Origin of the sequence: Shewanella sp. SP2S2-4, from assembly GCF_031932025.1 — a bacterium.
Taxonomy (GTDB): domain Bacteria; phylum Pseudomonadota; class Gammaproteobacteria; order Enterobacterales; family Shewanellaceae; genus Shewanella; species Shewanella baltica.
Map to the genome: position 1 here is coordinate 1 of NZ_JAUOER010000002.1, position 15544 is coordinate 15544.

General features: G+C 44.1%; 11 protein-coding genes, 1 other RNA gene and 2 pseudogenes. 7 read left to right on the forward strand and 7 right to left on the reverse strand.

Annotated features, from left to right (window positions below):
- Together Q4Q54_RS01890 and Q4Q54_RS01895 are read right to left on the reverse strand one after the other, a co-directional pair.
- A partial coding sequence (locus tag Q4Q54_RS01890) for a transposase (protein ID WP_311987476.1) occupies positions 1-375 on the reverse strand: 375 nt, incomplete at its 3' end.
- Between the two features lie 89 nt (positions 376-464).
- A pseudogene (locus Q4Q54_RS01895) lies at positions 465-991 on the reverse strand (transposase); the annotation flags it as partial.
- A gap of 123 nt (positions 992-1114) precedes the next feature.
- Here Q4Q54_RS01895 and Q4Q54_RS01900 point away from each other — a divergent pair.
- Positions 1115-1525: pseudogene (locus Q4Q54_RS01900) on the forward strand (transposase); the annotation flags it as partial.
- Positions 1526-1628: 103 nt separating this feature from the next.
- Here Q4Q54_RS01900 and Q4Q54_RS01905 read toward each other — a convergent pair.
- The 3 genes from Q4Q54_RS01905 to Q4Q54_RS01915 form a co-directional block, all read right to left on the reverse strand.
- Positions 1629-4508, reverse strand: coding sequence for a TonB-dependent receptor domain-containing protein (locus Q4Q54_RS01905; protein ID WP_311891979.1), 2880 nt, complete (start codon positions 4506-4508; stop codon positions 1629-1631).
- Positions 4509-4950: 442 nt separating this feature from the next.
- The gene (locus Q4Q54_RS01910) at positions 4951-6162 is read right to left on the reverse strand and encodes a porin (protein ID WP_261274074.1); all 1212 of its coding nucleotides are present in this window, start codon (positions 6160-6162) and stop codon (positions 4951-4953) included.
- Positions 6163-6384: 222 nt separating this feature from the next.
- On the reverse strand, positions 6385-8832 hold the full coding sequence (locus Q4Q54_RS01915; RefSeq protein ID WP_311987478.1) for a DNA polymerase II: 2448 nt from the start codon (positions 8830-8832) through the stop codon (positions 6385-6387).
- A gap of 137 nt (positions 8833-8969) precedes the next feature.
- On the opposite strand from Q4Q54_RS01915, the gene dinG reads away from it, so the two are divergent.
- Genes dinG through Q4Q54_RS01945 form a run of 6 tightly spaced genes read left to right on the forward strand, consistent with a single transcriptional unit; the run spans position 8970 to position 14446 of the window.
- On the forward strand, positions 8970-11042 hold the full coding sequence (gene dinG, locus Q4Q54_RS01920) for an ATP-dependent DNA helicase DinG (protein WP_311987480.1): 2073 nt from the start codon (positions 8970-8972) through the stop codon (positions 11040-11042).
- Between the two features lie 9 nt (positions 11043-11051).
- Positions 11052-11825 carry a TSUP family transporter gene (locus tag Q4Q54_RS01925; protein WP_311987481.1) on the forward strand — a complete coding sequence of 258 codons (774 nt, stop codon included), beginning with the start codon at positions 11052-11054 and terminating at the stop codon, positions 11823-11825.
- Positions 11816-12484 (forward strand): primosomal replication protein, encoded by a 669-nt coding sequence (locus Q4Q54_RS01930; RefSeq protein WP_283107623.1) that lies wholly within the window; start codon positions 11816-11818, stop codon positions 12482-12484. The genes Q4Q54_RS01925 and Q4Q54_RS01930 overlap by 10 nt, the downstream gene beginning before the upstream one ends.
- A gap of 10 nt (positions 12485-12494) precedes the next feature.
- Positions 12495-13184 carry a DUF2057 domain-containing protein gene (locus Q4Q54_RS01935; RefSeq protein WP_012196865.1) on the forward strand — a complete coding sequence of 230 codons (690 nt, stop codon included), beginning with the start codon at positions 12495-12497 and terminating at the stop codon, positions 13182-13184.
- A gap of 29 nt (positions 13185-13213) precedes the next feature.
- Entirely contained in the window at positions 13214-14122 is a 909-nt protein-coding gene (locus Q4Q54_RS01940; protein WP_311987484.1) for a histone deacetylase, read from the forward strand.
- A gap of 33 nt (positions 14123-14155) precedes the next feature.
- On the forward strand, positions 14156-14446 hold the full coding sequence (locus Q4Q54_RS01945) for a late competence development ComFB family protein (RefSeq protein WP_006081144.1): 291 nt from the start codon (positions 14156-14158) through the stop codon (positions 14444-14446).
- Between the two features lie 219 nt (positions 14447-14665).
- Here the strand turns inward: Q4Q54_RS01945 and ffs are convergent.
- Both ffs and Q4Q54_RS01955 read right to left on the reverse strand, forming a co-directional pair.
- Positions 14666-14763, reverse strand: an RNA gene (ffs, locus tag Q4Q54_RS01950) — signal recognition particle sRNA small type.
- 294 nt (positions 14764-15057) lie between these two features.
- Positions 15058-15426, reverse strand: a complete 369-nt coding sequence (locus tag Q4Q54_RS01955; RefSeq protein WP_311891986.1) for a ComEA family DNA-binding protein — start codon at positions 15424-15426, stop codon at positions 15058-15060.
- Between the last annotated feature and the right edge of the window lie 118 nt (positions 15427-15544).

A 15544-nucleotide genomic window follows, 5' to 3' on the forward strand; every position in this document is an offset into this window, starting at 1 on the left:
GCGCATTCGGTGGAGCAGTTGCACATCTTGCTGCTCGACGCTTTTGGGTTTTACAAACCGCATGTTGGGTCGCTGCGCAGCTTCAGCGATGGCTAGCGCATCGTTGTAGTCATTTTTATTACCTTGCCGAAAAGGCACCACAAATTGAGGTGCGATTAGCTTGACGTTATGGCCCAACAGCTCAAATTCTCTGGCCCAATAATTTGCCCCACCACAGGCTTCCATCACAATCAGGCACGGCTCAATTTGAGCAAGAAAGGGAAGTAAGTCCTTGCGTCTAAGCATTTTCTTTTTAATTAACTTGCCAGCTTTATCGACACCAACAGCATGAAAAACAGACTTTGCGATATCTAAACCGATTGTAGTAATCTTCATAGGTGGACCCGTCCTCTTTCTGATGAGTTTTAGCGACTACATCGTGGCCCATTGCGAGGCCGATTTAAAGTGGATGGGTCCATTCCATTATCCTTGCGCAATTTTTTCACCATTTCACTATTCCCTAAGCTGCCTCGACTTTGCTTAAATAACTGTCGAACAAGGCGATAAAGCTTCAGTGTTTCAAGGCTTATCACGTTTGCAGGGCGTTTATGCCAATCGTAATAGCCTGATTTACTTACACTCATTACTCGACATAACAGTGCTACGGGAAACAGGTTGGATTGCCGTTTGATGAAACGAAATTTTACTTCATTTCTTTCGCAAAGAAGGCGCTGGCCTCGGTGTGCCCCTTGGGTATTTTTAGAATTTCTTTCTCCATTCGTAATTCTTTGTTTTCTTTACGTAATCGTTTTAGCTCATCACGCTCAGACTCTTCTAAGGTGACACCTTGTTTCAGGGCTTGGTGTTTTTCCTTCCAGTTGTAAAGCAGGCTCGTGCTGACTCCAAGAGACTTTGCCGCATCGGCAACGCTATAACCTTGTTCTAGCACCATCAAGACAGCTTCATCTTTAAATGCCTGGTGATAACTCTTATGTGATTTCTTCAGACTCATATCGACCTCTTAATTTATTGACCATACTGTCTCAAAATTAACTGTCCGATGGGATTAGACCAGAACATCAAGCAGGTAATCTTTACTTACGCCTAGACTTTAGAACAATCCTTTCTACAGAGTATTTTGCGACCTATACCGGTCTGGATGGCTGATATTACCTATCTGCCACAGCAAAATCATGAAGTCTATTTAAGCTTGCTAACCGATGCCTAGTCACGAAAAATCGTGGGCTATCATGTTGATGATAATTTCAAAAAAGATAGTTGCTAACAGCGTACAAACAAGCACAAAGGCTGCTGCAAGATAAACCGCTGATACACCACTCAGATCGAGGAATACAATACTGCTTAAACGCTTATCAAGCGGTTCACAGTCATCATTGCGTGACATGCTCAATGGCAGACGGATAGGACTGCTATCAAAATGCGTTAGCAGAGCGAGTAAATGGCATATTGAATAACACATAAGCTAATAACGCTGCAGGAGGCGTGACAGATGGTGGCAGAAGCTGTCGCCATATATAATCAATGACAGCCCCATTTGGCCTTAAAATACAAAACGCCCGATGAGCTTCATCAGGCGTTTTAGGTAGAAATAAGTGTCAACTTATTTCAGGAATAGACAGTGCTAACTCTTAAAACTTTTGGTTGACACTTAAGAACCAACTACGACCAAATAATCGATATGTACTTTCATCAGTATTACCATTGAAAGCCGTTTCAATATATGGAGGTTTTTCGTTAGTAATGTTAGTTACACCTACGGACAATGTGGTGTTAGTTGGTAAAACGTAACTAGCTGTAACATCGTGATACATAACACTCGGAACCTCAAACTCATATCCTTTACCAACAACATCAACGTAAGTTAATGTGTCATATGTCATGCTTGAAATATAATTAGTACGATAAGTTACACTTAAGTCTTCCCATTTATAATTAGCACTGAAATTCCACTTATCTTCAGCATAAGAAGTATCGTTTACAAATGTACCGGCAACATCACCAAAAGCATACTCATAAGCAAAACTACCATCAGCCTGTTCAGTCGCTACAAATGAATTTTCGCCACGCTCTAAGAAATGAGTCCAAACAAAATTAAGTTTAAAATCACCTATAGATGTTTCAAAACCATAATCAGCTTCAAAATCAACCCCTTTTGCAGTCATTCGTGCTAGGTTAATATTTCGTCCATCAACATATGAAAGATTACCATCAGGCCCACGATTGACGCTATTACACATTTCATCTAAGTTGCCTAAATAACAACCATCAATAGAATCTGAAGGGTCAATAGAGGTGATAACGTTATCTATATCAACAGCCCAGTAATCTAAAGTTAAACCTAATCCTTCAATAAAGTCAGGAGAATAAGCAACTCCTACAGTTAAAGTATCACCTTCCTCAGGCTTCAAATCAGGATTACCACCAACCTTAGCCAACTGTTGCGACTGGTCATTATCAACTCCACCAGATGGTACTCCATCTGCAACACATCTAGCTTGAGATTCTGCACTTAGATCAGCCCAATTAGATGTACGACATGGATCAGTAGCTGATGCAAATGAATCATTAGCTGGTCCATATAATTCACCAATATCTGGCGCTCTGAATACTGTTCCATATGTGGAGCGGGCTAACAGACCATCAAATATAGTCCACTCAAGACCAGTTTGATATGTTGTTGAACCGCCAAAGGTATCAAAATTATCATAACGAATTCCTACAGGAATTTCTAAGCGCTCTACGCCAGGTAATCCTTCGACAACAGGAATACGAAATTCTGCAAATAATGAGTTAACATAGAACGAACCATTTGTTCCTTTAGATTTATTCCCTGAAACCTGACTCATAAATTTGCCAGAGTCTACGTTGGCTTCAGCTTTTTCACCACGATATTCATAACCAAAACCGGCACTTACAGATCCAGCTGGTAAATCAAATAACTCTCCGCCTAAAAACGCTGTAAAGGTTTCTAATTTATAATTTGAAGAGTCGACTAGTGGAGCTGTTATATAATCAAGCATATCAGACGTAATACTACCTGCACCACCAAATAAATTTAGTGGTACACAACCGTTAATGACATTGCCAGCAGTACCGCATACAACATTACCATCTGCATCCTTAAATGATGGTCCCAAAGCTTTTGCTAAATTAGGGCCGTATAATTGACCAAAATCATTATCTGTTCGTTGTGAATAGCCATAGTTATAGTTAACATCTAATGACCACACGTCATTCAGTGTAATATCAGCACCAATTACTTGTTGTGCACGAAGAATATCTTGTTCAAATGAGCGACCACCTTCAAGCATACGACGACGAGCTTGTTTTACATCCTCACCAAAAGGATTGTAATAGTTATCTTTCGATACTCCATTGTAAGAAAACCCTGTTACAGGATCAATTACAGTAAAACCTGGATCTGTACCCGTATTATATGGAACTGCAGCTAACTCTTGTCTTGATTCACGCTTATTAATGCGAGTTTCTGAATAAATGGTTACATTATCATTAAGTTCAAAACTACCATCAATATAAAAGTTTAATTTTTCATATGGAGTTTGAAGGTAGTTAACAGGATTATAGTTGTAAGTATCTTTAGAACCATCATAGCGTCTCATATCGTTTAGTGTCGCTAGATCACTGGCTGATTGATCACCATTGTCACGACATTTTCCATTCGTATATGAACCTGGTTTCCCGAATAAAAAGAAATTACCGCATGGAATAATAGAACTACCAGCATCGAAGGCGTTTGCACCATCTTGTCCTGGAGGAATCAAACCATTAGCTTGGAAACTATCAGGATCCTCAACGTTCCATGGATGCTGAAAAAAATCAACATCAGTTACATCACCCTGATAAATTTCTTTCTGTTTGACATAGTCAACGTTAAATACTAAGTGCCCAGTATCAAACTTTTTCCCAGCAATTAAACTGAAACTTGTTTGCTCACCAGCATCAACATCAAAGTTTTGCTTTGTTTGAGCAGTGAACTCTAGCCCATCGAAATTACGTTTAGTAATAATGTTGACTACACCCGCAACAGCATCAGCACCATAGGTTGCCGAAGCTCCATCTTTTAAAATTTCAACACGCTCAATCATAGACGCAGGAATATTCTGCATATCATTAGAAACCGGACGGCGTCCATTTACTAGCAATAAGGTACGTGATGATCCTAAACCTCTTAGTTCAACAAAAGCGCTACCATCTCCCCCGTTATTTGTAGTAGTAGCGACTGGAGAACCGGACATAACGGAACTAGATTGCAAAAATTCACCAACATCCTGAATACCTAAGCTGGTTAATTGCTCGGAAGTAATAGTCGTTACTGGCGTCGCATTTTCCATATCTGTTCGTTTTAAACGTGAACCTGTAACCTCAATACGCTCAACTTTTGCTCCATCCTCAGCTGCCAAAACTGTAGGAGCATTTAATGTCGCAGCCGCTAAACCGCCAAGCAGAGCGTAACGCACTGAGCTAGATAATAAATTGTTCTTGTACATTGTCTATCTCCCTTGATAAATCATGTTTTTCTTATATTTTGCATCTACATTTATGTATAGATAACGTAAATTGCTTTACTGCAACCTTGGTTGCCAATACGTCAACTTCAAGAGCAATAAAATCACATATAAAACACTAAATCAACAAATAACAAACAAATGACACATTATTACTCTAATAAAGATTCATGAGGATGAGAGAGTGGTGATTATTTATACAGAAAGTGATTATAGGAATGGAGATGGCACAACTAAGATCAGAATTGACGTGAGATTGTAATGAGAGAAAATGCTAAAACTTAAACTATTCAAGACGGTATCATTGATTTTAAATACCTTTGCTAATGAATAAGCCCAAAGTTTTATACTTTGGGCTTTGAAGCAACACTTACAACTGGCACAATTCTAAACACTTAAACTTTTGTAATATACAAGGAAGAACTTAAAGCGTGTAACGGATACCGATTGCTACGCCATCAGATTCAGAAAGTGCCATTCTGGCTTCTTGATCTTTATCTGCGCTGGTGAAATCGCTGTAATCTTTACGTGCTTCTATGTACAGAACTGTGTTTGGATCCCATACAAAATGCAATCCGACCACGACAAACTGACGTTTAAATTCATCGTTTGGATCGGCATTGAAGTTAGGCTGGATGACATAGTCTTTACCCGCATCAAGCACGTTGTAAGAAATGAATGGACGCAGGCCATTGTCAAACTTGTAAGAAACTAAACTTTCAATACCATAGGCATCTTTGATCAAACGACCAATATTGTCAGTGTCATGGTTTTCTTGTCTGTTGAAGTTCGCTGCGGCATATAAACCATCGTTATCGAAGTTACCCCAAGTGATACCAGCACCGTAGATAAGATCAACCGCTGTAGTTTGTTCGCCGTTACCAAAACTCACATCAAACTCACCACGGTTTACACCCGCAGTTAACGTCAACATATCAGTGGCTTTATAAGTCAGCGCGCCACCATAGGTGTAGTTGTACTCAACTTGTTGAGCCGCTTTATCACCGCTTTCCCAGTTCGCTTGACACTGAGCTTGGCTGATATCATCCGTAGTATCACAGGTATAGAAGCTGCTGTTTTTTAACTGCGCTTGAACTGCGAAGCTAACATCGCCAAAGGCATTGCGATACTGGACCGTTTTATCACCACGACCCACACCGTTTACCGCGCCGTCATCTTTGTTATAAGTGTAAACACCTGCAGTGTTGCCGTCCCACACAAAACCGTAGTTAGTGTTGTAAACGACATCGTACCAAGCACCCCACTGCTTACCGATAGTCAGTGTTCCATAAGTGTCGTGGGACAGACCTGCGTAACCTAAACGGTTATAGAAGAACTCTTCTTGAACAGATTCGAAGCGATTGTTATAGACAATATCGCTATTACCAACTGGGTTTACACCCCACTCTAATTTAGCAAAGGCTTTCCAACCGTCAGTCAACTCACGATTAAAACCAAAATTAATGCGAGATGCGCCGTTAACAACCTCTGTTTCCCCTTGAGTGTTGATCACGCGTGCATCAATAAAACCACCGATTTCTACGGCATTTTTATTATCTTTATAGATCTCGATAGCCGAGACTGATGGTACTAAAAACATTGCTGCAAGCGCAGTTGCTACTAACGTCTTGTTCATTTGGTGCTTAACCTTTTTTGTTTATGTTCTGCCAACGTCATTCCGTTGTTATATTTCCTTACAATTTCCACTTAAAGGGTAGCAAATTTTCAATATCCCCTCAAAGCGAAACCTAAAGAATATGTCGATTAACATCACAAAAACAAACCAGTTAACCTCTACAAAACAGGTTAAAACGCTACATTCGCCACTTATGGCAACACATAAAAAACATTAAAAACACTATATTAACAGCAACTGCTTTGACGCAATATCCATGTAGTTTAGTTTCATTATCGAAAATACCGGCTCTGCAATAGGGCCAATTTGCTTATCAATGTAGTATTGGTAATCAATTGGTGACGTTCTGTACAGTAAGGGTTCCGGTCCATTTACAGTAATCAGGTAATCAATTTGCGCCCCACGCTTGCCAAAAGTAGTGTCACCTGTTATGTCGCATAGTTGCTGGGCAACTTTAACATGTGGTGAAGATTTAGCCGTGTAATCTTCGATATTGCGCCGCATACGTTTACGAAATACCAAATCATTATCCAACTGACCATCAAGCAGTTTTTCAAACACGCTGGCTAAATAAACACTGATATCCCTTTGGTTAAACATTCGCTCATAGAGTGACTCTTGGACTTTGCGCGCTAAGGGGCTCCAATCACTGCGCACTTGTTCCATACCTTTAAAGGTGAGCTCAAGTTCATCGTTCGCATTGCGCCACGCGCCAACATAACGTTTTTTACTGCCTTCTAATGAGCCTCTTAAAGTTGGCATAAAGAACTGCTCGTAATGCCGCTCAAACTGTAACTCGAGAAAACTCTCAACTTGGTGATCAGCACAGATCTTAGCCTGCCACTTCGCATTGATATCTTGCGCCAGACTGTTACCCAAGGCGTTAATGTCTGAGAGATCAGGCTCGCTGCCAAGCCAGACAAAGGTCGAATCCGTATCGCCATAAATCACTTGATAGCCCATCTCTTCTATCCATGCACGGGTTTGTTTCATGATTTGATGGCCACGCATCGTGATCGAACTTGCCAACTTGGCATCATGAAACACGCAGCCTTGAGAGCCTAAAACCCCATACAACGAGTTCATGATAATTTTTATCGCTTGGGATAACGGCGCATTGTGCTCACGCTTGGCCTTTTCGCGCTGCTCGGATAGGGTTTGAATTAGCTTAGGTAAAATAGGCTGTTGCCGACTGAAACGGCCGCCGAGAAACCCCGCAACACATTCAGAGTCAGGCAACTGCAAGCCCTCAATCAATCCCTTAGGATCGATCAAAAAGGTGCGAATAATGGAGGGATACAAGCTTTTAAAATCGAACACTAAGATGTGTTTATAAAGACCCGGCACAGAATCCATCACGTAGCCGCCAGGACTTTCAATGCCCTGACTCACAGGCTCTGCTGGAGCGACATAACCCACGCGATGTAGATGCGGTAAATACAAATGATTAAACGCCGCCACCGAAGCCCCTACCCGTCCCAGTTCTAAACCTGTCAGTTCGGCACGCGCGAGGGCAAAATCCCACAATTGAGTGTGAGTAAAAATATCCCACACTAGGCGGCTATCGGTAAGATTGTAATGCGCTAAGGCTTGTTTATCTGTCTTAAACAGCTGGTCAATTTCTTCAACGCGATTATCGACGTTATGAATGGCCTTGCCTTCACCTAATAATTGCCGCGACACAAATTCAAGCGAGAAACGCTCAAAGTGATAAAAAGCCGCCTTAAGCCAATCGATACCATCGAGTACCACACGGCCCGGTAAGACTAAGGTTTCTGGGCGAAATTTATTATCAACCTTCCAATCGAGCTTAGCGCCACCGCGGCCAATGGTGAGTGGAATACGGTGTAATAATGCACGGCGTGACAATAGCGCGAGATCGAAGCTCACCACTGACCAACCGATAATAAAATCAGGATCAAACTCATGGAACCACGCGATTAATCGATGAATAAGTGCAGCTTCATCGACCACCCATTCAATATACTCGGGGGCGTTTGATTCAGCTTCGCCCACCATGATCACTTTTTCATAAGTCTGCTTGAGGCTGCCTTGCCCCTCGGCTTGGCTACTGTCTTGACCATATAGCGCAACCGAATAGAGTAAACCCTCAAAGCTGCATTCAAAATCCAGTGAAATACAGCGTAAATTCACCGCCATTAAGGGGGCAATACTCTTTGCCCGCTCGGCGATAAACACGGGCAGCGAGTTAGCCACAAGACTGTCGCTAGTCGGCGCGAGTATGTTACTCGTCGCAGAGAAATACCCTAAAAATGCCACATCCAGCGCCACAAACCGCTCGATTAAATAACGCTGTTCGGGTCGAATATCGGCTTCAAATAAGGGGATGTCAGCATCTTTAGCGATACGCTGTAAGGTACGTAAACTATTGCTCGATTTGGCATAAACACCACTGACAGCGCCGCCTTTAAAGCTTTTGAGTGCTAATGGCACAAACCGCAATGCTTGACCCGGCGTTTGTAACTGTAGAGCCGCCACATCCGTTTGATGGCAAAAACAAATGTGTTCAGTACCTTGCACTTCCACCAGCACAGGGCCTTGAGCGGTCGCCAGATAATACTGCAATACTAAATTCCCATGACGATGAATCGCATGGCGTGTTAAGACTCGACCTTGTACACTAACGGCCGCGGCAGCCTCTGGCTTCATCGCATGGGTTCCCAAATCGCATAGCTTGTCAATTTAGATGGTTCCTCAATTTAAATGCCGCCAAATGGCAGAAAAGTTTCTTAGGCTATGCAATCACTGTTATTATGTACAGCATTAATTCGATAAAGTAGTGACGCATGTTACCTGACAATGTAAAAACCCAGATCCGCGCCATCTATAAGGATATCGCTACCGCCTTGCCTAATTTTAGGCCGCGCCGCGAACAAAACTATATGGTGGCGGAAATCTCTAAGACCCTCGCCGGCGACTATGACAAAGATAGACGCATTATCGTGGTTGAAGCAGGGACAGGTATCGGTAAATCATTGTCTTATATACTCGGTACCATTCCACTGGCATTAGCGAGCAAGAAAAAAGTCTGTATCGCCACCGCGACCGTCGCCCTGCAAGAACAGTTACTGCATAAAGACTTGCCCTTCTTCCTTGGGCAATCTGGCTTAAATTTCCGCTTTGGCCTAGTCAAAGGTCGACAACGTTATGTGTGTCTATCGAAACTGGCGATGCTCATCGGTGACGACAACAGTACACAAATGGCCATGTGGCAAACTAAGCCTGACAATAGCCAAGTGGCTATGATGCATGGCCTGTTAAAAGACTATAACGAAGGTCGCTGGAACGGTGAAATCGATACCTTAGCCGTGCCGCTGCCCGATCATCTGTGGCAACAAATCGCCTGCGACAAACACAGCTGTCATCGCCAAGTCGCCAGCCACAGAAATTGCCCGTTCCATAAAGCCCGTGAAGATGTCGATACCTGGGACGTGCTCATCGCCAACCACAGCTTGTTATTTGCCGATTTAGAATTAGGTGGCGGCGTGATTTTGCCCGATCCAGAAGACGTGTTTTATGTTATCGACGAGGCACATCACTTACCCATTGTGGCGCGGGACTTCTCCAGTGCGCAGGCCACGCTGAGGGGCGCCTGTGACTGGCTCGAAAAAATTGGCAAAACCTGCGCTAAGTTACAAAACCAAATAAAGAGCAACAACATCATTGCTCCCGCGCAGGCGATGCAAGATCACTTAGGCGATCTTATCGCCCAGCTCAATCAAGTGGCCCACTACTGCGATACCCAGACTAAGCACTTTGCTAATCCTGAAAACCGTCTGCGTTTTGAGCACGGCAAACTGCCTGACTCATTACTCATTCTGGCTGAAAACCTTGCAGTGACCTCTAATCTTGCCCTCAAACAGTTTAATAAAATGCTGTCACTGTTGGCAGAGGCGATTAAAGATGGCGACATTCCTAAACATCAATCCGAAGCACTATTGGCCGAAACCGGATTTATGCTGCAAAGGCTCGAGAATCTACAAAAATTGTGGAAGATGATGGCCAAGGAAGATAAACATAAAGGTGCCCCTATGGCGCGCTGGGTCGAGCTCATCACAGGTAAACAAGTGGATTATCTGTTTAGCGCCTCGCCTATCGAAGTTGGCTTTATGCTGGAATCCATGCTGTGGCAGAAAGCCGCGGGCGTAGTTTTATGTAGCGCCACGCTACGCGCGCTCAATAACTTCGACCATTTTGTGCATCAAGTCGGTTTATCACTCAACGATGGCAGTCGTTATTTAGCCTTACAATCGCCCTTCGATTATCCCAATAACGCGACACTTTATTTACCCAAAATGCGCACTGAGCCGACGGATGATGCCTATACGGCAGAACTTGCCGAGCAAATCATTACTCTGATTGAAGGAGAAATGGCCACCTTAGTGTTATTCGCCTCCTACTGGCAGATGGAAAAAGTAGTTGAATTACTTGAGGGTAAAATCGCCACTGAGCTGCTTATTCAAGGCAATGCGCCACGGCAACAGCTGCTCGAAAATCATAAAGCCAAGTGCGATAAAGGTGAACCGAGCATATTGTTCGGCACCGGTAGTTTCTCCGAAGGTCTCGACTTACCCGGCGATTATCTGACGAACTTGATCGTCACTAAACTGCCCTTTGCGGTGCCAACCTCACCCGTTGAACAAGCCCATGCGGAATATGTCAAAGTCAAAGGCGGCAATCCCTTCTTGCAACTGACTATCCCAGATGCTTCACGTAAGCTTATTCAAAGTTGTGGTAGATTACTGCGTAAAGAGCAAGATTATGGCCGAGTCACCATTTTAGATAGGCGGTTAGTTACTAAACGCTATGGCAAGTCCTTGCTGGACGCCTTACCGCCCTTTAGACGTGTCATAGAGTAGGATTAAAATTTGGAATTGTTACTCGAGCCCAGTCATTGGGCCCTGTTGGCAGTTATAGGTCTTATCGCTGGATTCATCGATGCCGTCGTTGGCGGCGGTGGTCTATTGTCGATCCCCGCGCTGTTAACCTTAGGCATTGCACCGCACACAGTACTAGGCACCAATAAGTTAGCCGCCAGTTTTGGCTCTTCAATGGCGGCTTGGACCTATTATCGTCAGCACCTTTTTAAACCCTCGTTTTGGTACATGGCCTTTATTGCCACCTTTATTGGTGCCGTATTGGGCAGTTTCTTAGTCTATTTAGTCGATACCCAATGGCTCGAAAAAGCCCTGCCGCTGCTGATCATTGGCATTGCCATTTACAGTTTAATCAGCCCCAATGCGATATCAGATGTTAACTGCCAAGCCCCAACCAGCAAACCACCCGCCAAGCAACAATGGCTACAGGGACTCGCTTTAGGCACTTATGATGGTTTTGCAGGACCTGGCATTGGCGCGTTTTGGACTGTCACATCCGGCTCTTTGTATAAACTGCCTTTACTGCACAGTTGCGGCCTCGCCCGTGCGATGACCTTCACCAGCAACTTGACCGCATTGACTATCTTTGGCTGGCTTGGGCAGGTAGAGTGGCAAATAGGTTTGTGGATGGGATTATGCATGATGTTAGGCTCATTTATCGGCGCGCGCTGCGCGATTAAATTTGGCATGCCCTTTATTCGTCCACTGTTTATTTTAATCGTGCTAATGATTGCAGCGAATTTGGCATGGAGCGCATGGTTGTGAACACCCAACAATTACTGGTGATGCTGAAAAATCAGCTCAAAGCGCTAGAGCAAGAAGTACTGCAGCACGATAATCGACTCGCGCCGCCGCAGCGCAAACTCCTGCAAGAAACGGAGCGCTTTAATCATTCGCTGTTTGTCCAACACGGCGCCCAACTCGGCCCCTGTATTGAACAAATTAGGAGCAGCATTATACAGCTTGAAAAACAAATTAAGCTCAAACTCGCCCCCCAGACGATTGCCCTCAGCTGTGAGCGGATCCAAGACAGATTCACCGCCGTCAAACGGGCCTTGCTGACGACCTCTATCGACATTAAGTCCAAGACTCAGCAACGTGCCAGTAGCCGCGCCCGTTTTGCCGAGCGTCAGAATCAGTCTCACCAAGCCAGCGGTTTCGATTGGATCGCCAATAACGTGATGCAAAATAGTCACGAGATCTATGAAGAATTGAACAAACACCTAAATTGGGCGAAAAAATTTGAACAAAAAATTGAAGAAATGGAATCAAAACTTGAAAACTGTCATAGTGCTGACAAAATAAAATTGCAAAATGACATCCTTTTGATGCATCGTCGTCTAGGAAAATGCAGGCAAGCTATTAGTTATATAGAAGATCGCATTCAAATATTCGAACGTCCGTATCAGAGTAATAATCGTTAAGGAGTAACAATTGAAATCACTTTTGCCAATCAGCAGCCTGCTAGTATTACTCGGTTCTGCTTCAGCTTTCGCCGCAGATCTCAACATTCCGATGTCATTTGAGTACCTTGCACTCGATGGTAAAAAAGTCGAGTCTAGCGTGTTCAATCATAAAAGCAGCTTAGAATTGACACCTGGCACTCATAAAATCGCCATTCGTTACCATGAGATGGTAGAAGACGATTTTAGCGATAGCCAAACCTTTGTTAAATCAGCCCCTTTCATCGTGACCTTAGACGTTGATGGCGACTATCAATATTACCTCCAAGCCGCCGAAGGCAAAGTCGTTAAAAAGCCAAAAGTTTACGCGCAAAACCCACAAATCAAATTGACCCGTGGCGACAAAGGCGACGTCAATTTCCAAGTGGTAAATACCAATTTAGAAGAAGAAAGCTTTGTCTCTCGCCTTTTCAGTGGTAATCAAGCCGTTGACGTATCGGGAACTGCCGCAGCAGCAACCGGTGCAGCTGGCGCAGTGGTTGCCGTTGCACCAGCACCCGTGGCAACATCGGCTACCGTTAGCGCGACGTCACTCACAGCTCCCTTAGACACTTCTAAAGCAACAGCTGCTAATCCACAACAAATGTTGCAATACTGGTGGTTACAAGCGGATGAGAAAACACGTAAAGAATTTATGAGCTGGGCAATTTCACAGCTATAACGACTTACGATAACGAGGTTTAGTCAATATTGACTCTGATCCCACTGGTTTATCACGCCAGCTATTCCAAGCTGGCGCTTCCTCCTCACCACAGATTCCCCACGACCAAGTACGCGCATCTACGGCAGTACTTACTCGAGAATCAGCTTGCCACACCAGCCCAGTTCCACACGCCAACGGCGATGACAGCGCAGGATGTAATGCAAGTGCATCAACGCGAGTACGTAGAGCAGTTTATCTCGGGCACGTTGCCAACAGCGGCGCTTAGGCGGATTGGTTTTCCATGGAGTGAAGCCTTAGTCGAGCGCACCTTGCATTCTGTGGCAGGCACCACTTTCACAGCTTCATTGGCCATAAATCAGGGTATTGGCCTGCACCTAACGGGCGGCTACCATCACGCCCATTACGATTTTGGCAGTGGCTATTGTATTTTCAACGATCTTATCCTTGCGGCCAAAAATGCCATCGCGAGCCAGCAAGTGCACAAGGTACTGATTTTTGATTGCGATGTGCATCAAGGTGACGGTAGTGCAACACTCAGCCAGCGACATCAAGGGATAATCAGTTGCTCGATTCACTGCAAAGAGAACTTCCCGAGTCGTAAGCAGGATTCCCACCATGATATTGAGCTAACCAAAGGCAGCGATGACAATCTGTATCTCGAAACCGTGGAGCAAACACTCGCCCTACTCATCCGCATCCATCAGCCAGATCTCATTCTTTATGATGCTGGGGTCGATATCCATCAAAATGATGATCTCGGCTTGCTCAATATCAGTCAAGAAGGGCTGTTCAGACGGGATTTAACTGTGTTATCAATGGCAAAATCGGAAAATATTCCAATTGCAGCCGTGATAGGCGGCGGCTATAGCAGAGACGCACTACAATTAAGCCAAAGACACAGTCAACTTTTTATTGCGGCAAACCATTTGTGGTAGCAAACTCAATGAAAACCGTCATGGAGCATAACGATGCAACTCGAAATCCGTAATTACTACGAAGTTCTTTTAATGGAAATATTGTCAGATGAAGGACTTATGGACGAGCTTCCTGAGGACTATCTCGCCGACTTATGTTGTGTGACCTTAAATCAACTGCCAGTGCGCTACATACGCCACCTCGTCGATACCTACTTCTTTGAAGACTATAACGAGCTGCAAGCATTAAAGCGTGAGATCCAAACCGCACTCGAAAAGTCCCGCGCCTTCCTTAAACAAAATCTGCAAAAAAGATTGCAGGAAGAAGCCGAAGCCAATCGTTAATCTCGCTAAGGTCTGACTTTTGAGGGTATTTTAGCCGTTGCAGTGGCAGGAAAGAGGCAAACAATGGATTATCCCATTGCGTATAAAGTATTCACGCTATAAATGATTAACGGCAGAAAACAGAAATAGTCAGTTAGCTACTATATTGAATAAAATAAATTGAGTAGATAGAGAGAAGTGAAACGAGAATAAAACAGAGGTATTGCAGAATTGGAGGTTCCCCTAGAGCCGACACCCCGGCACACGAGTCGCTTGCTGCGGTTGCTCCCTTCCGGGCCTGGCCGAGTTCACAAGTTATCATTGCGGGGGGACCCTAGGGTCACCATAACTTCGAGCATTGCTTTGAAAGATATAAACCAAAGCGCTTGCTTGAACGCCGAGGATTATCCCCCATGCCTCCTATGGGATCAAGCGCTAATCGACAAGATCTCTTAATATCCCGCCTAACTGCACAATCTATAAGCAAGTGCAGTGATTGAAATGATAAAAGCCTGCAAATGCAGACTTTTATAGACATTTCCCTGAGTTTCACTGTGTCAAACTTGGTATAAAGAAAATCCAACAAGAGTAAAACTCAATACATAATGACGCTCAATCATCGCCTGAGATAATTACAACTTAATCAAATGACGATTCTGCTCAATCAACTTAGCCCCAACACCCGAGACATTGGCTAAATCATCAATTGCATTGAACTTACCATTTTTGGTTCGGTAATCGACAATCGCTTGCGCCTTAGCGGCACCTATCCCTTTTAGCACTTGTAACTGCTCGGCTGAAGCCGTATTGATGTTGACTTGAGCAGCATCCGGCATAGCTTTCTTCGCATCCGATGCCATATCGCTCGCCTCGGTTTTAGCCTGAGTCTGCATTTTAGCGGCGGCTTTAGTCGGGGTGTCTGCGGCGATTGCTGGCATTGCCAAAAAAGCCGTTAATGCCATGCCGCTCATAATAGCGGGTATACATTTGGTGATGTTCATAACTCTTCCTCTATTCCATGAATTGCGGCCTCTCTTCCTACTTCCGTGGCCTCAAATCAAAAATAGTCCATGCTGTTATGAAATACCAAATCGGCGCCACAAATATTCACCCTAGCTA